General features: G+C 41.3%; 16 protein-coding genes. 4 read left to right on the top strand and 12 right to left on the bottom strand.

Annotated elements, in window-relative coordinates:
• Positions 1–1,730: 1,730 nt before the first annotated feature.
• The 8 genes from IZT61_RS21495 to IZT61_RS21460 all read right to left on the bottom strand — a co-directional run bounded on the left by IZT61_RS21495 (position 1,731) and on the right by IZT61_RS21460 (position 11,129).
• Positions 1,731–3,152, bottom strand: a complete 1,422-nt coding sequence (locus IZT61_RS21495) for a Glu/Leu/Phe/Val family dehydrogenase (protein ID WP_196099047.1) — start codon at positions 3,150–3,152, stop codon at positions 1,731–1,733.
• Positions 3,153–3,286: 134 nt separating this feature from the next.
• Complete coding sequence (locus IZT61_RS21490) at positions 3,287–3,505, bottom strand: CcmD family protein (protein ID WP_196099046.1); 219 nt, start codon at positions 3,503–3,505, stop codon at positions 3,287–3,289.
• A 54-nt stretch (positions 3,506–3,559) separates the two neighbouring features.
• The gene (gene ccsA, locus IZT61_RS21485; RefSeq protein ID WP_196099045.1) at positions 3,560–4,255 is read right to left on the bottom strand and encodes a cytochrome c biogenesis protein CcsA; all 696 of its coding nucleotides are present in this window, start codon (positions 4,253–4,255) and stop codon (positions 3,560–3,562) included.
• Between the two features lie 166 nt (positions 4,256–4,421).
• Positions 4,422–5,087, bottom strand: a complete 666-nt coding sequence (locus IZT61_RS21480) for a heme exporter protein CcmB (protein WP_196099044.1) — start codon at positions 5,085–5,087, stop codon at positions 4,422–4,424.
• A 718-nt stretch (positions 5,088–5,805) separates the two neighbouring features.
• Complete coding sequence (locus IZT61_RS21475) at positions 5,806–6,519, bottom strand: DUF421 domain-containing protein (protein WP_196099043.1); 714 nt, start codon at positions 6,517–6,519, stop codon at positions 5,806–5,808.
• A 688-nt stretch (positions 6,520–7,207) separates the two neighbouring features.
• Positions 7,208–8,884 carry a sodium/sugar symporter gene (locus IZT61_RS21470; RefSeq protein WP_196099042.1) on the bottom strand — a complete coding sequence of 559 codons (1,677 nt, stop codon included), beginning with the start codon at positions 8,882–8,884 and terminating at the stop codon, positions 7,208–7,210.
• Positions 8,885–8,905: 21 nt separating this feature from the next.
• Positions 8,906–10,057 (bottom strand): galactokinase, encoded by a 1,152-nt coding sequence (locus IZT61_RS21465; RefSeq protein WP_196099041.1) that lies wholly within the window; start codon positions 10,055–10,057, stop codon positions 8,906–8,908.
• A gap of 10 nt (positions 10,058–10,067) precedes the next feature.
• The gene (locus tag IZT61_RS21460; RefSeq protein ID WP_196099040.1) at positions 10,068–11,129 is read right to left on the bottom strand and encodes a UDP-glucose--hexose-1-phosphate uridylyltransferase; all 1,062 of its coding nucleotides are present in this window, start codon (positions 11,127–11,129) and stop codon (positions 10,068–10,070) included.
• A 153-nt stretch (positions 11,130–11,282) separates the two neighbouring features.
• Between IZT61_RS21460 and IZT61_RS21455 the strand changes: the two genes are divergently transcribed.
• Complete coding sequence (locus IZT61_RS21455; protein ID WP_196099039.1) at positions 11,283–11,981, top strand: NUDIX hydrolase; 699 nt, start codon at positions 11,283–11,285, stop codon at positions 11,979–11,981.
• A gap of 449 nt (positions 11,982–12,430) precedes the next feature.
• Here the strand turns inward: IZT61_RS21455 and IZT61_RS21450 are convergent, their stop codons facing one another.
• Together IZT61_RS21450 and IZT61_RS21445 are read right to left on the bottom strand one after the other, a co-directional pair.
• Positions 12,431–13,201 (bottom strand): SDR family NAD(P)-dependent oxidoreductase, encoded by a 771-nt coding sequence (locus IZT61_RS21450; protein ID WP_196099038.1) that lies wholly within the window; start codon positions 13,199–13,201, stop codon positions 12,431–12,433.
• Positions 13,202–13,819: 618 nt separating this feature from the next.
• Positions 13,820–14,455 (bottom strand): hypothetical protein, encoded by a 636-nt coding sequence (locus tag IZT61_RS21445; RefSeq protein WP_196099037.1) that lies wholly within the window; start codon positions 14,453–14,455, stop codon positions 13,820–13,822.
• 315 nt (positions 14,456–14,770) lie between these two features.
• Here IZT61_RS21445 and pta point away from each other — a divergent pair, with 315 nt between their 5' ends.
• From pta to IZT61_RS21430, 3 genes are all read left to right on the top strand, one after another.
• Positions 14,771–16,858 (top strand): phosphate acetyltransferase, encoded by a 2,088-nt coding sequence (pta, locus tag IZT61_RS21440; RefSeq protein WP_196099036.1) that lies wholly within the window; start codon positions 14,771–14,773, stop codon positions 16,856–16,858.
• A 3-nt stretch (positions 16,859–16,861) separates the two neighbouring features.
• On the top strand, positions 16,862–18,058 hold the full coding sequence (locus IZT61_RS21435) for an acetate/propionate family kinase (protein WP_196099035.1): 1,197 nt from the start codon (positions 16,862–16,864) through the stop codon (positions 18,056–18,058).
• 120 nt (positions 18,059–18,178) lie between these two features.
• On the top strand, positions 18,179–18,409 hold the full coding sequence (locus tag IZT61_RS21430; protein ID WP_196099034.1) for a hypothetical protein: 231 nt from the start codon (positions 18,179–18,181) through the stop codon (positions 18,407–18,409).
• A gap of 1,091 nt (positions 18,410–19,500) precedes the next feature.
• On the opposite strand, the gene IZT61_RS21425 is transcribed toward IZT61_RS21430, so the two are convergent.
• Together IZT61_RS21425 and IZT61_RS21420 are read right to left on the bottom strand one after the other, a co-directional pair.
• Positions 19,501–21,912 carry a GAF domain-containing protein gene (locus tag IZT61_RS21425; RefSeq protein WP_196099033.1) on the bottom strand — a complete coding sequence of 804 codons (2,412 nt, stop codon included), beginning with the start codon at positions 21,910–21,912 and terminating at the stop codon, positions 19,501–19,503.
• Between the two features lie 586 nt (positions 21,913–22,498).
• Positions 22,499–22,723 carry a hypothetical protein gene (locus IZT61_RS21420; protein ID WP_196099032.1) on the bottom strand — a complete coding sequence of 75 codons (225 nt, stop codon included), beginning with the start codon at positions 22,721–22,723 and terminating at the stop codon, positions 22,499–22,501.
• Positions 22,724–22,806 lie beyond the last annotated feature (83 nt).

Raw genomic sequence — 22,806 nt, 5'->3', positions numbered from 1 at the left:
CCGAAAGTCTGGAGTCGAAAAGTCCGAAGTCCGAAGTTCAATTGTTCACTAGTCTTCCTATGCCCTTACATCGTCGTAGCGTTTCGACTACACTCGATACAAGCTCAAGCCGAGAGGCTCATTTTCAGGCTCGAAGGGGCGGTCATCTTTCATTAAATATACCGTCATGCTGTTTTGGCTTAATAAACTAACGCCCTTACAGAGAAGTCAAGTTTTTTAAAACTTGACTTCCCCAGTTGCAAACGGAAACAAATAGCAAAAAAACCCCCGAAAATTATACATCTGCAGGGATTTTTTTAAAAAGATTGCCACATCCGATGAAAAATCGGGATTCGCAATGACGGCAGTGTTTAACCGGACTATCGTAATGGCAGATGAAAAATTAACGGCCCTTACAGAGAAGTCAAGTTTTTAAAACTTGACTTCTCTAATTGCAAACCGAAACAAGCAGTACAAAAAAACCCTGCAAATGATACATCTGCAGGGATTTCTTTTAAAAGATTGCCACATCTCGATGAAAAATCGGGACTCGCAATGACGGATGTGTTTAACCGGACTATCGTAATGGCAGACGAAAAATTAACAGTGTTACAGAGAAGTCAAGTTTTAAAAACTTGACTTCTCTAATTGCAAACGGAAACAAATAGCACAAAAAATCCCTGCAAATTATAGACATGCAAGGACTTTTTTAATAAGATTGCCACATCCCGATGAAAAATCGGGATTCGCAATGACGGATGTGTTTAACCGGACTATCGTAATGGCAGACGAAAAATTAACGGCCCTTACAGAGAAGTCAAGTTTTTAAAACTTGACTTCTCCAGTTGCAAACGGAAGCAAATAGCATAAAAAACCCCCGAAAATTATAGACATGCAAGGACTTTTTTAATAAGATTGCCACATCTCAATGAAAAATCGAGATTCGCAATGACGGATGTGTTTAACCGGACTATCGTAATGGCAGAAGAAAAATTAACGGCCCTTACAGAGAAGTCAAGTTTTTAAAACTTGACTTCTCTAATTGCAAACCGAAACAAGCAGTACAAAAAATCCCTGCAAATGATACATCTGCAGGGATTTCTTTTAATAAGATTGCCACATCCCGATGAAAAATCGGGATTCGCAATGACGGATGTGTTTAACCGGACTATCGTAATGGCAGACGAAAGATTAACGGCCCTTACAGAGAAGTCAAGTTTTTAAAACTTGACTTCTCTAATTGCAAACGGAAACAAATAGCACAAAAAATCCCTGCAAATTATAGACATGCAAGGACTTTTTTAATAAGATTGCCACATCTCGATGAAAAATCGGGATTCGCAATGACGGCAGTGTTTAACCGGACTATCGTAATGGCAGACGAAAAATTAACGGCCCTTACAGAGAAGTCAAGTTTTTAAAACTTGACTTCTCCAGTTGCAAACGGAAACAAATAGCAAAAAAACCCCCTGCAAATTATACATCTGTAGGGATTTTTTTTTAATAAGATTGCCACATCCCGATGAAAAATCGAGATTCGCAATGACGGATGTGTTTAACCGGACTATCGTCATGGCAGACGAAAAATTAACAGTGTTACAGAGAAGTCAAGTTTTAAAAACTTGACTTCTTTAATTGCAAACGGAAACAAATAGTACAAAAAATCCCTGCAAATGATATATCTGCAGGGATTTTTTTAAAAAGATTGCCACATCCCGATGAAAATCGGGACTCGCAATGACGGCAGTGGATTAAGGCCACACGCCTAAATTCATATACGAAACAGCAATTTTATCGATCGAGTTTACAAAAGCAGCCGTTCTTAATGTTTCGGTTGCTGGCTTGGTCATTCTCGTTTCACGAATTTCGTGATAAGAATGGATCATTGTATCTTCCAACCCAGAGTTTACCAGTTCCATTTCCGAGGCGCCTTTAACAATCATTAAACGGTGCTCAGGAAGAATGGTTTTACCCGTTAAATTTTCGAGTGTAGCAATTAAGTTTGCGTTCGAGTTGGCTGCATAACGGTTCTCCATACGGCCAAAAGCCACATGCGAAAGGTTTTTTAACCACTCAAAATACGAAACAGTTACACCACCTGCGTTGCAATACATATCGGGGATAATGATACCGCCCATTTGCGTAAAAATAGTTTCAGCCTCTGGTGTGGTTGGCCCGTTGGCACCTTCGGCAATAATTTTAGCCTTAATGTTGCGGATGTTGTGCTCGGTAAACTGGTTTTCTAAAGCTGCAGGTACAATGATATCGCAGTCTTGCTCCAGACCTTCCATTGAGTTTTTAAAATCTGTTGCACCCGGAAAGCCCAATATCGAACCGGTATTTTTACGGTGTGCAAAAACCTCATCAACATTAAGGCCGTTAGGGTTATAAATTGCACCTTCGTATTCGCACAAACCAACAATGGTAGCGCCGAACTCGGCCAAAAATTTGGCAGAATGATAGCCCACATTACCCAATCCCTGAACAATTACTCTCTTATCGCCCAAGCCAGCTTTAAGGCCGATTTTTGCCATATCTTCGGCTACATCAACACATTCGCGAACCGCATAAGCAACACCACGTCCGGTGGCTTCTTTACGTCCACGGATACCATGCAACGCAATTGGCTTACCCGTTACACAACCCAGCGCATCTAACTGACCGGGATTCATTGTCATATACGTATCGGCAATCCAGCTCATTTCGCGTTCGCCCGATCCATAATCCGGTGCAGGAACATCGATGCCGGGCCCGATAAAATTTTTCTTGATTAACTCTGTGGTATAACGACGCGTAATGGTTTCCAACTCGGCAACGCTATATTGTTTGGTATTGATTTTGATTCCGCCTTTTGCACCGCCAAAAGGTACGTTTACGATAGCACATTTATAAGTCATTAACGCAGCAAGGGCCATAACCTCATCTTCGTTTACCATTTCGCTGTAACGAATACCGCCTTTTGTTGGGCTCATGTGGTGCGAGTGCTCTACACGCCATGCATCTATTACTTCGAAACCATTTCCACGGCGAATTGGGAACTGGAAACGATAAACACTATTACATGCTTTAATCTGGTTCAATAACCCATCGGGATGATTGGTGAATTGAGCCGCACTGTCAAAGTTTTTACATACGTCTGCAAAAAACTTGTTCTCGTCTGCTAGATTAGCCATTTTTTATTTTTTAAGAATTAAAGTATGGCGCAAAATTGCCTAAAAAAACTGCATATATCCAAATCGAAAAGTACTTAGTGTATAGCAAACACCAATAAAAAACGTTTTAAAAAACACTTTTAAACCGTTTAAACTTAGTTTTTAGGTAGGTTTTCTTTCTCTATTTTTTTTAATCTTTTGTCGATTGTGAAAAGATAAGCCAATAAACCGAGCAAGATAATGACGATGCAGGTTACCACAACGTAAATTTTACCATCCGTACGCATTTTATCGGCCATTTCTACGCCGTTATCCTGAGCAAACAGTTGTATCGACGAAATCATTAGCAATAGTGAAAATAATATCTTTTTCATTTTTATTTGTGTTGTGTGTCGCTTTTATTTGGTTGTTAGTCCCGTGCCTATTCCTTATAAGCTATTGTCGCCTTTTCTATCTTCAATTTGAGGCGTATTAATTGTGTTTTCTATGGCACGGACTCTGAAACGAATGGTATACACCCAATAACCGATCAAAATCCAGCCCAAACATGCGGGATAGAACACCATGCGCATGCGACTATCGAGATCGTAGCTGTTAAAGCCGGGGTTGCCACCGTTACCCGGATGCAAAGAATCTTTCAATCGCGGTAAAACGAAAAGTAAAACAACCATCATCGGAAACGCGAAGATGTTATAAATGGCCGAGATTTTAGCCCGTTTCTGCTCTTCATCTATCGCATTGCGAAGAATTAAATACGCAAAGTAGAGTAATACGGAAATGGCAGCAAAATTTTGCTTCGGGTCGAAGCTCCAGAATTGCCCCCAGGTGTATTTGGCCCAAATGGCGCCGGTTACGAGCCCCAAAAGACCAAAAATAATACCTGCATTTACACTTTCTACAGCTTTCATATCATCGATTTCGCTTTTGCTACTCAACGACCTGATGCTGTAATAAACCGAAATAGAGAAAAGCACAATCATGGCAAACCACATCGGAACGTGGAAATACAAATTTCTGATTGTTTCATTTAAAATGGCTAAACGCGGAACGCCCATCAATAAGCCAGCAATTGCAGTATAAATTACCAGCACCGAAGCTAAAATTTTCCACCAAGTTTTATTCATGCGTATCTATTTATAGAATGAGTGAGTTTTGAATGAGTGAGTTTTGAATGAGTGAATGTTTATTTTCTATCGTTTTATTTTTTTATGAATGAGTAATTTTGGCTGTTACTTTCCATTCGATCAATCTTCATTCTTTAAATCAATCATTCTCTTATTCAATAATTTCCTAATCCCTCCAAAGGTATGGAAATAACAATAAAGAGGTTGCAACTGTAAGTACATTCACCACCAGTAACATTCCTATTTCATCGTAACTATTTTCCCATGGCAAGCCATCAACCGCATTTTTTGCCAGTTTAATTAAAAGTATCAGCACCGGAATGATGATCGGAAAGCTTAAAATGGCCATTAACATGCCACCGTTGCCTGCTTTACTTGCAATGGCTGAAACCATTGTAAAAACAGTTGAAAAACTAATGCTTCCTATTACCACCGCAACGTAGTATAAAAGCAGATCAGGCGGAGTAAAAGAATCAAAAACCAAAGTGTAGAAACCCAGCGCTATGGTGGTTAAAACGAGCATCAACAAGGTGTTATATACCGTTTTCGAAATTAGCACGGCAGCCGGACTTGCCAACACATAACTGTACAATTGTTGCCCCTTGGTTTCTTGCAAAAAACTTTTTGATACCCCGTTAATCGAAGCAAAAAGCATAATTACCCAAAACAGCGCATTCCAGGCCAGCTTGTCGCCGAGGCTTACAAAAGAAAGGTAACAGGTAAAAATGGTCGACACTACATATAACAGCACCCCGTTGATGGTGTACTTGGAGCGCCACTCTAACAACACCTCTTTGTTGATTAAATATTTAACCTCTTTGGCCAATTGCATAACCGCAAAGATACTTTTATTGGCAAATATTGCGATGGCAAATTGTTGGATTGTTGTAAATTGTTTGAAGATAAAAGCTACTACCCCCCAATGTGGTTTAGTTGGGTAAGACAGGTGTCAGTCTGAGCCTTTCGGCTTGAGCTTGTATTGAGTGTAGTCGAAATGCTCAAGATAAACTCAGTCGAAGACTTTTTTATACGATAAATCTATTAACATCTGCCATTCGATTAAGCCTGTATTGAGCGTAGGCGAAATGCTACCATTGACGTTTTTATGCACTTCGCTCTTTTATAACGCTAGACATGAACGGCCGTCATCCTTCCCGAAACTTTGGGAGGAATGACGACCGCCTTAAAAACGTCATTCACATTAATTTTTATGCAATAAATTCCCCTACCATTGACGTTTTCTGAAAACATTAAAAAAATCGTCATCCGATAGCTATCGGATTCTACCGAAGTGCTCCAAAGGTGCTCCTATGGAGGAGAAACCTTTGAACCTTGAATAAAGATTTCTCGGCTACCCTCGAAATGACGACGCCTCTTAGCGTATTTTCTAAAAAACAATGTCATTCATATTGTTTTTTATGCAATAAATTACCGCTCAGGATGACAATGTTTTTTGTTTTTAGTTAACTGAATAACATTGGACTTGCACCTAACCAGATGTGCAGTAAAGAAAATCAACAGAAAGATAGCTAGCTGTAGTTCTGTGCGTCCTAATCCGGCTCTACAGATCTGCTCCACTCTTTCTCGCCGCAGTTTTTGCACTCACCAAGCTTTGTTAAGAGGCTTACATGGTCAGTATAACCGCAATTTTTGCAACTGAAATGTCCCGCATCCTTTATGGCCGTGCCCGAAGGGATGATGCTGTCTTCGGCAATCTGCTCTTCGGGCAGGATGCCTAAACCCGGGCGCACTTCGGGCTTACTGAAACACCATACAGAAACCAGCCCTGACGTTTCGAAAAAAGCATTTTTAACCTGACCCAAATGCTCAATATCTTTAGTGCGAAGAAACCTGAAAAGATCTTCATGGCTCAGGTTATTGCGATCTAACGAAGTGTTTACGATTAACCCATTTTCGACGAGGCAATCAGGCCGTCCTTCCATAAACGCCTCCAACCGCTTATTTCGGTTAATTACCCACTCGGCTCCTGTTTGTAACAAGGCCACACTGGTAATAACCACCATTCCGTGTATAATCGGAATGTCTTTTCCCATCATTGGATCGCCAACAGCTGAACCAAAACAGATGATGATTGCAAGCTCTAAGGTAGAAAGCTGCCCCATGCTGCGCTTACCTAAAAAACGCAATAGCACAATGGTGTAGAAATACATTATGGCCGTGCGAAACACAATTTCAAGCAAGAAAAGATATGGAAGGTCGCCAAAGAAGATTCTGTGAAAATCGAAAGTTTTAAACTCGTCCATAGATTTAATAATCAAGCCGAAATAAGATTTAGTTGAAAACACACAGGCGACATAAAAGTTTTGACAGCGCCGCTTGATGATAGTCGAAGTGCAGATAAAACGCAGAGCGACCTAGTGATGAAAAGACACCATTCGTCATTCACGCATGTGGTCCCGTATGTAGGCGACAAATGCTAGCGATACTTTTTTTGAATTACGATTCCCCAATCCAGCTGAGTCGTAATTTTTCAGGAAAAAAATCCATATGAATGACGTTTATATTCTTGCCGTCTTTCCCGCGCAGGCGGGAATCCTAATGCCAAGCTAAAGCCTTTCTTTCGCTTTAAGATTCCCAATTAAATTGGGAATGACGGCCGCTTTGTCATTCTGAGACACGAAGAATCTCTTGCCGATTCGCACTAATCTCCGCTTACTCACTTCCTTTTTTGGACAGTGGTTTGTTAGCGTCTGGCATTCATCGCCTGGAGATTCACTTCGTAGCTGCTTCGCGGTCTTCACTGCGTTCAGAATGACAAGAAAAGGTAGCCACTCCGTATTTACCCCACTCATATCAATTTTATGCAATTAATTACTCCTCAGGACCACAATGTTGTTTGTTTTATACCATAACTAATCATGCTATCAATAAAAAAGGGATAAGACCGAATGATCTTACCCCTTTTTTCACTGAATTTTAAGCAATTAAAGCCTACCAATAAACGCTGTAAAGTGCAACCAGCAAACCAATAACTATTAACGAGCCAACCGCGAAGGCAGTTGAAGTTTTAAACATTTTGGCGTCGATTTCAAGTCCTTTAGCTTCGGCCTTGGTTTTATCAGACAGCATGCTGATGATGACCATACCAATGATACAGAACACGAAAACAAATCCCATTCTATCTAAAAAAGGAATTTCGTAGATGCCATCGGCGTTTTTTACCGAAAATCCCATTCCCGATAACCACGAAAGATCTGTCATGTTAGGCAAGAATTTCAACAGGATGGATAAGCCAAAGCCACCAATTGTTGCAAATAAGGCTGCACCCGAAGTGGTTCTTTTCCAAAAGAAACCTAAAATGAACATGGCAAAAATACCAGGCGATACGAAGCCCGTATACTCCTGAATGTATTGAAAACCACCTTTTTTATCGATACCCAAATGTGGTGCTATCAAGACACCCAATATCATGGCTACAACGATAGAAATTTTTCCGGTATTTACCAGATTTTTCTCTGTAGCATCTTCTTTTAATACTTTTTTGTAGATATCTAACGTAAAAATGGTAGCGATGCTATTTGCCTTACCGGCAAGCGAGGCCACTACCGCAGCGGTTAATGCGGCGAACGAGAGGCCCTTTAATCCGGCAGGTAATAAATTTAGCAGTACCGGATAAGCACGATCAGGGTTCACCGACCCATCTTGAAGCATTTCTGTTTGAAAAGCACCATCCTTATACAAAACATACGCCGCGATGCCGGGCAAAACAACTATAATGGGCATCAAAAGCTTTAGCAAAGCGGCGAATAATAAACCGCCGCGGGCCGTTTCTAAGTTTGCACCCAGCGCCCGTTGCGTAATGTATTGGTTGCAACCCCAATAATTTAAGTTTACAATCCACATACCGCCTACAAGTACACTTAAGCCCGGAAGATCGATGTAATTTTCGTTATCTGGCTTCAAAATCATGTGAAAATGTTCAGATGCCTTGGCAGTCATTAAGCTGTAGCCTTCAAAAATTCCGCTTGTACCATAATGTGTCGAAACCAGATTTAAAGCAAGATAAGTTGTAGCTAATCCGCCGAGGATTAAAAAGAACACCTGAATAACATCGGTATAGCCAATTACTTTCATTCCGCCCAGCGTAATAATAATGGCGAAGGCGGCAATGGCATACATGCAAAACTGGAGGTTAAAGCCCGAGATACTGCTTACCGCAAGTGCGCCAAGGTAAAGAATTGAAGTTAGGTTTACCACCACATACAACAACAGCCAAAACACAGCCATAATCATGGCAACCGTGCCGTTGTACCGCTGGTGCAAAAACTGCGGCATGGTGGCAATTTTATTTTTTAGGTACACGGGAATAAAAAACACAGCCACAACAATTAACGTGGCGGCGCCCATCCACTCGTACGTTGCTATGGCCAAACCCATTTTAAAGCCAGATCCGCTCATGCCGATAAACTGCTCGGCAGAGATGTTCGATGCAATTAGCGATGCGCCGATTGCCCACCATGTTAGCGACCCTTCGGCAAGGAAATAATCCTTTGAACCCGTCGATTCAGATTTTTTCTTGTTGTAAATGTACAGCCCGTAAGCCGCCACAATAACGAAATACACCGCAAAAACAATGTAATCTTTCGCTTCTAATAAATTATTGTTCATTGTATCGTTTGATTATAGATTTTAACTGATTACACTTGTTCCATCATCCGTTGTTACCACGTAAGCACCAAGCTTCAATCCAAATTGTTGCTCGTATTTTAGGGTGAGCTCCTCAATTAACCGAGGTATCTTTTCTTCTTTAATAATGTTAATGGTACAGCCGCCAAAACCGCCGCCCATCATCCGTGCACCAAGCACCTCATCGAGCGGCTTTACACAATCAACCAAAAAATCGAGCTCTGCACAACTTACCTCGTAATCAGCGCTTAATCCTTCGTGCGTTTCCAGCATCAATTTGCCCAAAGCTTTCAGGTTGCCGTTCTTCAGTTCTTCTGCAGCTTTTTGTAGGCGTTCAATTTCTTCGATCACAAATTTGCATTTGGTGTACACCTCTTTATCCTTCGCCTTTACACAGTTATCCAACATGGCCATATCAACATCGCGAAGGCTCGTTACGTCGGCGTATTGTTCCTTTACCCAGGCTACGCCCTGCTCGCACGATGCCCGTCTTTTGTTGTAAGCCGAATCAGAAAGGGAGTGTTTAACGTTGGTATTTAAAAGCACAAGTTTATAGCCATCTAATTTCAACGGAATGTAGCTGTATTCCATCGATCTGCAATCCAACATTGTAGCATGATCTTTTTTACCAAAAACTGAGGCAAACTGATCCATAATACCGCAGTTAACGCCCGCAAATGTTTGCTCAGCTTTTTGTCCGATCAAGGCAATATCCATCTTCTCAATATTTAGCCCAAATAGCTGATCGAGTGCATAACCTGTTGCACATTCTACCGCTGCCGACGACGATAACCCGGCACCCAGTGGCACATCGCCATCAATGTAAAAGTTGAAGCCGCCGAATTTATAGCCTCGCTTTTGAATTTGATCGGCTACCCCCAAAATGTAATTTGCCCATTCGTTTTCAGACTTTTTTAAATCGGTTACCGATGAGACATCGCTTTGCTGGTAGCTTGCAGAAAACAGGTGCACTTCATTGTCATCCCGTTTAGAAATGCCCACATATATAGCCTTATCAATAGCAGCAGGCATTACAAAGCCATCGTTGTAATCGGTATGCTCGCCAATAATATTGATCCTTCCCGGCGAACGAACTAACAGCGGCTCGGCATTATAAAGGGCTTTGAATTTAGATTTTAGATCTTGAAGATTCATATTGAAAGATTTAATTTTCAGCTTTGCTGATTTTATAGTGCACATTCGACGTCTCCCGCAAGCGATTTGCAGCAAACTCTGCCGTAATATCTCGTTGTGGATTTGCCAGCATTTCGTAACCTACCATAAACTTCTTTACAGATGCAGAACGTAAAAGTGGCGGGTAAAAATGCATATGCCAATGCCATTCCGGGTAATCGCCATCGTTTACCGGCGCCTGATGCATACCGGCCGAATAAGGGAAAGAGGTTTCGAAAAGATTGTCGTATTTGGTTGTAACTACCTTTATGGCTTCCGCTAAGGCAACTTTCTCAGCGTTGGTAAACAGTTTAATGCTGTTGACATGACGTTTGCTCACAATCATAATTTCGTAAGGCCAAACCGCCCAAAACGGAACAAGGGCCACAAAATGATCGTTTTGAAATACAATACGCTCCCCTTTTTCCAGTTCGAGTTTTAAATAGTTTGCCAAAAGGCTTTTTCTATGTACCGCGTAATAGGTTTTCTGACGCTCGGTTTCTTTAACAATTTCTAAAGGAATATCGCCTTGCGACCAGATTTGGCCATGTGGATGCGGGTTACTGCAACCCATAATTTCACCTTTATTTTCAAAAATCTGAATATACCTGATCCATTCTTGCGCTGCAAGGTTTTCAAATTCACTTTGCCAAACGTTTACCACCGCTGTAATAGCCTCTAAACTCATTTCGGGCAATGTAAGGTTGTGTTTAGGACTAAAACTAATCACTTTACAAACTCCTTTTTGGTTAGCGGCTACCAATAATCCATCTTCGTTCAGGCTTCCGTTTGGAGTTTCGGGCAGCAACGCAGCGAAATCGTTGTTAAAAACAAAGCTTTCCGTATAATCAGGATTCGTATCCCCGTCGGCCCTGCCGTTTCCCGGGCATAAATAACATTTGGGGTCGTAATCCGGGCGATTATCAGGAGTAACATCCTCTACTTTTCCCTGCCACGGCCTTTTTGTACGGTGCGGTGAAACTAAAACCCAATCCCCTGTTAATATATTTAATCTGGTGTGTGGGTTATTATCTAATTCGAAAGCTTGATCCATTTGTTTATGTTGGTTAGAAAGTAATCCGTTTCCGGCTAAAAATATCGCGAGTGCAAATTATAAAAAAAATATTAATTGTCAAGCAGACATTTAATATTAATTTTTATATTCGCAGAAATTTCAACATATTAAGCTTTCAAAACCCTATCATAAATGAAAGAGTATTCGAAACAGCCACATTATCTCGTTGCGGTAGATTGCATTGTATTTGGATTTGACGGGGAACACCTCAAAATCCTCCTGGTAAAAAGGGGCCTGGAACCCGAAATAAACAAGTGGAGTTTAATGGGTGGCTTTGTTGGCCCCAATGAAACGCCCGACGATGCAGCAAATCGGGTACTTAAAAAAACAACTGGCCTCGAAGGCGTTTACCTCGAACAGTTACAGGTGTATGGCGAACCTAATCGCGACCCGATTGAGCGGACATTTTCGGTGGGTTATTTTGCCTTAATTGATATTCATAAATATGAGGCGCAATTGAACGACGACCATAAAGCTGAATGGTTTTTAATTAACGATCGTCCGAAATTGATATTCGATCATAACCAGATGGTTGCTGATGCGAGGAAAAAATTAAGGTACAAAGCGGCGCTGCATCCGATTTTATTTGAAATGTTGCCCAAAAAATTCACTATTCCCCAACTTCAGATTCTTTTTGAAGAAGTGAATGATACGAAAATCGATACCCGAAATTTTAGCCGGAAGATTACCTCAACTGGCCTTCTCATTAAACTGGATGAAAAAGACCGGTCGGGATCAAAAAAAGGAGCGTTTTACTTTAAGCTCGATAAGAAAAAGTACGTAGCAAATGCACAGGCATTTTTGAATCTGGTGCCTCAATTAAAGGGTTGAGAAAGGTGCTTGTCATTTCCCGACTTCTCGGGAAAGAATCTGTTTCCTATTTTGCACTGGTGTTAGTTAATTCTCCTATTGTGTGGACACATTTTTGGTGGCATAGTTTTATGATTTAAGAAAATCAAATGGCAACAAATTTCTAGCATTATCCGAGAAGGGTCCTCAGCTCATTTTGAAACAACCAAGGAGTTGGGATGACAAGTTCTCCACCGAGTCGTCATTGCCCCAAAGGGGCTACTTTGTAGCGAGGCCGGGCCTGTGCGAGCCGAAGCAATCTGATTTTCGGAATGAGATTGCTTTCCCGAGAAGTCGGGACAGGCTCTGCCTCGCAATGACGGTCTTTCATATGTATGTCATTGTTAGCTTGTAGGGGATGTTAATGCGCAAAATTGGGTGCCTTGTATTGATCTCGACCTTTACGATTCCCGCCTGATCTCTTTTACCTTTTACTGTTCTTCGTAATGATAAGTTAATCCGCCATCAACAAAGTAAGTAGATCCGGTAACGTAGGCGGCCTCATCAGAAGCTAAAAAAGCCACTACCGAAGCTACATCTTCAACCTTACCCATGCGCCGCAGCGGAATATTCTGGATTACTTTTTCCAATTGCTCCTTATTGCTCAACAGCGCCTGATTAATGGGTGTTGACACTGCCCCGGGCGCCACGTTATTTACCCTGATGTTAAATGGAGCCAGCTCCGTGGCTAAATTGCGGGTTAACATTTTTAGCCCCCCTTTGCTTGCGCAGTAAGCTGCAAAATGAGGGAAAACGATTTCCTCGTGTACAGAACTCATATTAATGACCACCCCGGGCACATTTTTTTGCCTGCAATATTTCACAAATGATTGGGTGCTAAAAAAAATGCCTTTCAAGTTGGTATCCATAACCAAATCGTAATCTTCTTCGGTAACTTCCCAAAAATTGGCGTTTTTTTCAATTCCTGCATTATTGATCAAAATATCTAAGCGGCCATAAGTAGCTACCGCATCATCAATTAACCGCATAGCTTCTTTGGCCTTACTCAAATCCGCCGTAACAAATGTGGCTTTTCTGCCTAGCGCTTCTATTTGATCAATTACTTCCTGCCCCCGTTCGTCGAACTTGTGCCCATTTAAAATAATATCACAACCATCTTTTGCCAACCGCAAAGCGCAAGCGGCGCCAATTCCCTGACTGCTTCCTGTAACTAATGCAACTTTATCCTGAAAACGACTCATATTTTATGCTGTTTATTATTAGTTAAATACAATTTGTGCCGAATAAGTTTGAGAAATTGTTAAAATGAGCCGCTAAAGGTTTGTCACCACATAGGCACATGGAAAACATGGTGTTTCACCTGGCCAGACTAATCGAGGGATTTTTTACCACATAGGCACATAGAAAACACAGTATTTATGCGCCTAGCCTTCGCTAAACCTTTGAACTACCGCTCAGGTTGGTTGCACTAGCATTCCAGTTCGTTGCACAAACATTCCAGTTCGTTACACTAACATTCCAGTTGGTTGCACTGGCATTCCAGTTCGTTACACTAGCAGTCCAGTTGGTTGCACTAACATTCCAGTTGGTTGCACTGGCATTCCAGTTGGTTGCACTAACATTCCAGTTGGTTGCACTAACATTCCAGTTGGTTGCACTGGCAGTCCAGTTCGTTGCACTAACCTTCCAGTTGGTTGCACTGGCATTCCAGTTCGTTACACTAGCAGTCCAGTTGGTTGCACTGGCAGTCCAGTTCGTTACACTAGCAGTCCAGTTGGTTGCACTGGCACAACGGACAGCAGCCCCATTTTCCAGCTACCGCTCCCTAAACCATTAACAATTTACAATTCTCAGAAAACTTAACTAATATGAAACGTAGATTTTGTTAAGGGATAACGCTCGCTTTTAAATCTCGAAATTGCAGCACTTAAACCAGCATAAAAATCTTGAAACACGAGTTGATCAAAAATTCCCTCATGGGAAATCAGATCGTTCTGATGAGATTGAAAAACTGACGACAGAAAGCAAACGGCCTGATCAACCTCAGTTAATAAAAAGAACTCGAAAGCTTTTAAAATGGTACTCCATTCAACTTGCAGCGGGTTTAAGAGAAAAGCCCGGGCCACAGGCCGAAGATTTCTTTTGAACGCAAGGTAAGCATCTTCATTTACGGCGAGCGACATGTTCGATGCATCTTCGGGAAATGTATGCATTTCGGCGGCCACCCTTTCAGCACCAAACGTTTCGATGGTCAGGCAGCAGATTCCAGCAATATTTACAAGCGCCAGGTGATCGTAGATTGGAGGAGACAGCGCTTTTTTACTACTTCTGACGATCTTCAAGCCCGTGTTTTCCGTCAAACCTACGTTTACCAGCTCAAATTCATCAACAAAACACATCGCCATGATGTATTGAGCCGCATTAATTAAGCACGAATTAAAATCTCTGCTTTCGCCTACCCTATCTTCCTGCAGAGAAAATATATCAAGTTGCACTGTAAAATCTGTTTGGTTAATCCTTTATATCAGCATGGCGCTGATCATGCCTACTAAAATAGAACAGAATAACATTTAGTCAAAACGGAAAACGACAATTTATAGCTTCAAAAAGGTAATTATTTGACGGCTAGCAAGAAAAAATCGTTTTTTATTTGCCACCATCACGGCAAAGCCATTTTCAACGGATAGAAAGGCTAATTTAGACGAGATTTTGAATAAAAAAGCGAATGATTGACATCACTTTTTAGCTTAATTCATTTTTTTACAACTATCTTCGTCGATGTTGGTTATTCATATCTCATTATCCTATCTATGACTAAAAACATCTTTATTGCTTCCGCAGAACCTTACACCGGAAAATCAGTTATCGCCTTCGGCATGATTAACATGTTGCTGGCCAAAACAAAAAAGGTGGGTTATTTTAAGCCGATTATTGCGCAGGAAGACCCTAATATGGAAGATGAGCATGTAAAAGCGATGCTCGATTATTTCTCGTTGCCCGTACCCTATCAGGATGCCTTTGCGTTTACGCGGCAGGATATGTTGCACCATGCTGAAGATAGCGGCGCCATAATTAACACCATTATAAGCAAGTACAAGAAACTTGAAGATAACTATGATTTTACAGTAATTGAGGGCAGCGATTTTTTAGGCGAGGGAAGTGCGTTTGAGTTTGAATCGAATGCTTTAATGGCCAAAAACCTCGGCGCCCCTGTTCTTATCGTGGTTTCCGGAAAGAATAAAACTGCTAGTCAGCTTTTTAAATCGGCCATTAACATTTACCGCAACTTTTTGTTGAGGGATGTGCAGGTACTTGGTGTTGTGGCCAATATGGTTAACCCCGAAGAAGCGGAGCGGATTAAGCAAGCACTAAGCAACCAACTGCCGCCTGAGCTTTTGATTGCCGTAATACCCATAGAAACCGGTCTGCAAAGCCCCACAATGAAAGAAATTACCGCGGCATTAGAAGCCGACGTGTTATTTGGCGCCGACCTAATGGATAACCAGGTGGATAACTTTGTAACCGGTGCGATGATGTTGCCCAACTTTTTGCGGCACATTAAAGATAACCTGCTTATTGTTACGCCTGGCGATCGTGGCGACATCATTATTGGTTCGCTGCAAGCCAACCTTTCGGCCAATTACCCTAAAATTGCCGGCATTGTACTCACCGCCGGAAGTTTACCCGACGAACCAATGATCAGGCTGATAGAGGGCTTGCAAACAATTATCCCCATTATATCGGTAAAAAAAGGCACTTTCGAAACAACGACAACAATTGGCGCCATCCACTCGAAAATTACCATCGATAACAAGAAGAAAATTGAACTTGCCATCGATATTTTTGAGCGTCATGTTGATATTAAAGCACTCGACGATAAAATTATCACCTTTAGTTATCAGGGCATTACACCACACATGTTTCAATACCAACTGGTTAAGTGGGCCAGGCGGGAGAAAAAGCACATTGTTTTGCCCGAGGGAAACGACGACCGGATTTTAAAGGCTACCGAAAAACTCATCGCTCAGGATATTGTGGACATTACGCTGCTGGGCGATCCGGTTGAGATTGGCAATTCCATTAAACGCTTGGGCCTAAACCTCGATCTTGACGCGATTCAGATCCTTAATCCCACACATTCACAACATTACGATAATTACGTTGAGGAACTTTACGAACTCCGAAAAGCTAAAAACGTAAACATGGAAATGGCCCGGGATATGATGACTGACGTGTCGTATTTCGGCACCATGATGGTGTATAAAGGCGATGCCGACGGAATGGTTTCTGGTGCCGTTCATACCACCCAACATACCATTAGGCCAGCACTGCAGTTTGTAAAAACCAAGCCCGGCGTTTCGGTCGTTTCGTCGATATTTTTTATGTGCCTGCCAGAACGTGTGGCCATTTTTGGCGATTGTGCCGTTAACCCCAACCCTACTGCCCAGCAGTTGGCAGAAATTGCAATTTCATCGGCCGAAAGCAGCGCAAGGTTTGGTATTGAACCGCGTATTGCCATGCTTTCGTACTCATCCGGCACTTCAGGCGAAGGAGAAGATGTAGAACGGGTAAGAGAGGCCACGGCAATTGTTCGCCAACGGTTTCCCGAACTCAAAATTGAAGGGCCAATTCAATACGATGCGGCGGTTGACCCTGTTGTGGGCCGACAAAAACTGCCAAATTCAGAAGTTGCCGGGCGTGCCAGCGTACTGATTTTCCCCGATCTCAACACAGGAAACAATACGTATAAAGCCGTACAACGAGAAACGGGAGCTTTGGCCATCGGCCCAATGTTACAGGGGCTGAACAAGCCGATAAACGACCTGAGCCGGGGTTGTACTGTTGATGATATCTTTAATACGGTTGTAATTACAGCCATCCAATGTCAAGAAATTTAGCTAATGAATATTCTCGTAATCAATTCTGGAAGTAGTTCTCTAAAATACCAGCTTTTTAAAATGCCCAACCAATCGCCTATTTGTAGCGGTTTGGTAGAGCGAATCGGTATTGAGGGCGCTTTCATCAAACATACTTCTTTTAAAGGCGGCGAAAAATCGGTAACGGAGAAGTCTGGTTCCATTTCCGATCATGCTGAGGGATTAAGGCAAGTTCTGTTCATGCTTATCGATGGTAAAGACGCTGTTATCGATAGTCCCGATGATATCGCCGCAGTTGGCCATCGCGTGGTGCATGGTGGCGAGCATTTTACTGGCCCCACGCTAATTACCGCAGATGTTAAGGCGCAGATAAAGAAACTTTTTTCACTCGCTCCGTTGCACAATCCCGTCAACTTAAACTGCATTGAGGTGGCCGAAAAAACCTTTCCGAACAGTAAACAAATTGCTGTTTTTGACACCGCCTTTCACCAAACTATTCCTGTTGAAGCCTTCCGATACGCCATTCCCGATCAATATTATCGCCAAGATGGCATTCGGGTTTATGGGTTTCATGGTACGAGCCACAAATACGTTAGTGAGCAGGCAATAAAATGGCTAAATAAAAAGCAATCGAAACTCATCAGCATCCATCTGGGTAATGGTTGCAGCATTACTGCGATTAAAAATGGAAGATCAATTGATACGAGTATGGGCTTTGGGCCTTTAAGTGGCCTGGTAATGGGCACACGATCGGGCGACATTGACCCCTCAGTAATTTTTCACCTGATTGAACATGCGGGCTATTCCCTTTCGCAACTGAGCACGCTTTTTAATAAACAATCGGGGCTTTTGGGTGTTGGCGGATCAAGCGATATGCGAGATATTAGAAAGCTCGCATCGGATGGAAACGACGAAGCTATTTTAGCGCTGACACTTTATGCGTACCGAATTAAAAAATTTATAGGAGCGTACGCCGCAATATTAAATGGCATTGATGCCATCATTTTCACTGCCGGTGTGGGCGAAAACGATTCTGCAATGCGGGCGGCAGTTTGCAGCGAACTCGATTATCTTGGCCTCAGCTTAAATGCTGATAAAAACTCAAGCTACACTGGCGGCATTATGGATGTAAGTGCTGATGATGCCAAAACAAGAATTTTGGTCATCCCGACAAATGAAGAGTACGAAATTGCGCTTCAATGTTATGCCATGCAAGGTTAATGCTGGTTATCTGACGCATAAACATCATTTTTCAATTACTTAACGATTCACTTGAAAATAATTCAAAAAATTTAAAGTAATTCTTGTGGTTGATCGTCTCCAATAACAAACCATAAATTTATGATCTCTATTTTTAAAACAAATATTGGCGATGAGGATGAGTTATTGAGTATCGCAAATACCTTAAACAACAAGTTGCCAGAGATTAACTGGAACGTAGACCTTGCTGATTGCGACCGGATTCTCCGTGTAGAATCGACCAGTAATTTCAATGATCATATCGTTTCGTTATTTAAAAAACTCGGGTATATGTGTGTCAATCTTGAGGTTTTTTATTCGGCGCCAAAGTAAACTAAAAACTGTTAGGTATCGCGATTAATACTTTTGTAGTAGCCAAACTTCAGTTCAGCATCGGCGTTATTTTGCCAGACACAGCAATCTAGTTTTTTTGGCATTCTGAGGCACGAAGAATCTGTTCGCTACCAGCACTACTTTATTTATCCGCTCACATCCCCATTTGGGCTTGTGCTTTATTGGAGCTCGCATTCCATCGCCTGGGGATTTACTTCGTGCCTACCATTAACGTTTTCTGCAACCTCCTGTTTATAGCTCCTACATGAACGGTCGTCATTCCCAGCTTGACTGGGAATCTTAATGCAAAAAAGTAGCGCAACGCTTTAGGATTCCCGCCTGCGCGGGAATGACGGCAAGAATAATTTACGTCACTTATATTGATTTTATTCCAATAATTACCCCTACCATTGACGTGATTGAGTAATATGCTGTTTTATAAGATACGACATGAACGGTCGTCATTCCCAGCTTGACTGGGAATCTTAATGCAAAAAAAAGTAGCGCAACGCTTTAGGATTCCCGCCTGCGCGGGAATGACGGCAAGAATAATTTACGTCACTTATATTGATTTTATTCCAATAATTACCCCTACCATTTACGTGATTGAGTAATATGCTGTTTTATAAGATACGACATGAACGGTCGTCATTACCAGCTTGACTGGGAATCTTAATGCAAAAAAAGTAGCGCAACGCTTTAGGATTCCCGCCTGCGCGGGAATGACGGCAAGAATAATTTACGTCACTTATATTGATTTTATTCCAATAATCACCCCTACCATTGACGTGATTGAGTAATATGCTGTTTTATAAGATACGACATGAACGGTCGTCATTACCAGCTTGACTGGGAATCTTAATGCAAAAAAAGTAGCGCAACGCTTTAAGATTCCCGCCTGCGCGGGAATGACGGCAAGAATAATTTACGTCACTTATATTGATTTTATTCCTGAAAAATTCCCCCTCAGGATGACAGCAAAGTTTAACTTCAATGCTGTTGATGTTTTTGAAAATCTATATTCTTAAATCACACAAAAAAGCCTGTTGAATTTGTTATTCAACAGGCTTTGTACGTTGCAATGAGGCAGATTAACTCTGCAGCATTTTAGCAATTTCCTTTTCGATAGATTTTAGCTCCTTTGGCTCTAATTTCTTTGCCGATTCTTTACCATCAACATACTTTACGCCAACACGCAAGGCTTTGAGCCCCGAAACGCCTTGGAGCTCATCAAGTTCAAGATGTTCCAAATCATCGCTCAAGTAGCCCTGAACCTGCATATATTTGATATATTCAAGGTATTCTTTAGCTTCATCAGGATTGAAATAAACCATTGCAATTTTGTGCGGTTGCGTTAAGCGTTCGCTGGTTCCCTTAATCAAAACTTTGTCAATACGTTTTTTCACCACTTCGTACCTGATGTTATAGGCGCCTTCTACATCAAACCTGCGTTCGTCGTTTCTAAAACTGATGTCGATAGCATTAGAGTGAATAAAAATCAATTGGGTGGTCTCCAGCGGACGCGGCATCTCGCCAATAAGACTCTTAGATAAACGAGCAATATCCACCATGGATGTTAATTGCCATAAACGGATATTCTTTAAGTACAATAAATCGAACGGTTTCTCAGGTGCAATCTCTTGCCCAATATAAATATCGTACTCGACGCCATCGGTTCTGAATTTTGCAAAATAGCAAGGATAAGAAGCCTGCAGGTTCGACTGCGATTTTTCGAGATACTGGCTTACCTCGGTATTAATCAACTGCATTGAAATTTCCAGCTGCCTTCTATTTGCAAATGCAGCTCCAGTTTCGGGCACAATTACCTCAAAATACTGATTAACAATTTCTCCGGTTTCAGGGTAATTGCCCTTTATAATAGACAGAAACGGATACACTTCCAGTTCTAAAAACTCATTTAACTGATTCTCCTCATTGGAGGATGCGAAACTACCGATTCGTTCAATCCAGTCTTTGCAGTTAAAAAGCAATTTATCCGTAAGCTCCAAAGTAACCGTTTTTCTAATCGCCGTTAATGCAGTAATCAGGCTATTTAACAACACGTTTAAATCCTCTTTTAAGGCTTTATTGCGCTCAGTTGTAGAGTTGCGAATGTCGATAGCCCCGAACAGCGGATACATGTGCCTGAATGTTACCGTTTCAATTTCCTTAATTTTACTGTTGTTGTTTTTCTGTTGCAGGAAATGCCAAACAGCCTCGTTAAACTTCCACTGAACAGAAGGTTGCAAGGCAGTAAATTTATCCATTAAAACCTCGTCCATCTTCGCGTCGAACTCTTCAATGCTGTACTGGAAGAGCTGGCCAATTAGGGGCATTGCTGGACGCAACCGCGACAATAGTTTATCATCGACTACCACTTCATGATCGGAATACACTTCCAGCACGCCCGCCAATTGCATGTTGTAATAAACGGGTAAAACCGAATATGAGCAAACACCGGCGGCTTTCAACACCCTTAAAAAAGGATCCTTTGAAATCTGATCATCGTTAATGGAGCTTACAAAAATTGCCCTCGGATTCTCCTTGTATTTATCAACGAGCGAGTAAAAAACTTCTTCTTCTAAGTTTGACGCTTTTGCCGAATTGATGAGCATGCTTTGCGAAAACTCCTGATTATCGAAAACAAGTTTATCATTTACGGTTAAAAAAGGCATTAAGCCAAACTGCAGATTGCCATCGCCGCTGAGGCTTTTTAAAGCCTGTATAACATGTGTATAAGCCTCAGATTGATAGTTGTGGTTAACTAACGCATCGCGGATTCCGTCGATAGAATGTTGCAGTGTAACATCGGTAATGGATATAATACTGAAGCCTTCGAAGCAAAAATTATTTAAGGGAAGGTTATCTATAAGGTACTCTAACTCGTTATCGTCTTGAAAATATCGCCCAAGCTCCTCAAAGTTGATTTCGGGCAAATCTCCCTTATGCTTAATGTTAACAAACCTGGTATCGGTTTGAATATTGTAGTATTGGGTTAACTTGTTTTCTTCGTTGATGTGACCATAAATAATTTCGTTTCTTAAAACGGAAGTAAAATTATAGAACCGATCTAAAATGATGTTGTAAATAAATTTGAGCTGTTTTTTCTCAACGGGCTCACCATCTTTATTTACCTTGTTTTTAGGGTCGTGATCTTTGAAGAATTTATAGAACGCATTTGTACTGAAAAAGATCTCATCAGGAATTGGTGTACTTAACGCCCAGAACAAATCTTCCTCATCGCCCATTAGCGGCGTAAGTATCGTAAAAATTAATTCTAAGGTATCTTTGTATTTCGATAATTCCTCTGCACTGATGCTGTTCAGAAGCATTTCATCTTTTTCAATTTTTTGAAGTAAAAACCTGTAGAATTCTGATTTTACTGACTTCTCGGTTTTCAATCTATCTTTTAAATACTCCACAAGGGGGCGAAAAGATAGTGATGATTCTACCTGGCAACCTATACATTCATTTTTATGTATTTTTATTACGTTGGTATTCATTGTATAAGTTTTGCTATAGTGTAAAATTTAAAGGTTATGTAATTAGTTATTAATTCATTGCAAAGATACGCACTACCCAAAGCAACATTAGTCTGCCTAACGTAATACTTGGATGATGAGATTCTAAATAAGTTACGCAAATTTAGTACCTAAAGTTTTTTAATGCCGTATTGTGCCTTCTGAAGTGTAGCAATGGCATTGGTTTGCAATAGCTTATAATCATTTATAAGTCTGGGCTAACGCTTGTATCATTCTCCCTTTTCAGAGACTTGTTCGTACCTTATTCGGAAGGGCTGCGCAAGCGAAAAACACCGGGATCTTCACAAGGAAGAAGAATTTTCTTGGATCATCTCCTCCCAAAGGGATGCCTTTGGCACTCCCCCCTTCGAAGGGGGGCGCATGGCGTACATAGCAAATCTTATAATTTTTTTAAAGCAATTTGTTTCTTATGTATTACTGTCTATCATGTTGGTTCTATCGTGTGGGCACATTTCTATTCATAGGTCGTCATTCCCGCGCAGGCGGGAATCTTAATGCTATTGATCTAATTTTAGCATTAGGATCAAGATTTGTATCAATAATAATTCTATGCCTTGTTTTTACCGGCATAATGTTTTGACCTTACATTTTCAACTTCTTTTGTTATTTCTTGTAAGGTAGGCGGGTTTACAGCGGCATTTGTTCGTAGCCGATTAACTATAGTCAAAAAGGGATCGTTAGAAGCTTTTGAAATAGCAATTAATTTTAAGTCAGCAAGATCATGTAGCAACTTGTCAGCCTTGGGATCTAATATATCTACTTGGTAAGTCATTACTATCAAATTTAAGAAAATTATAAACAATTAACCTCCAGATAGCTATCAGGATCTAACAATCAACCAGTTCACTCAATCAG

Source organism: Pedobacter endophyticus (assembly GCF_015679185.1).
Classification (GTDB): domain Bacteria; phylum Bacteroidota; class Bacteroidia; order Sphingobacteriales; family Sphingobacteriaceae; genus Pedobacter; species Pedobacter endophyticus.
Note: the sequence above shows the minus strand (reverse complement) of the source record. Positions and strands in the feature narration are given on the sequence as shown.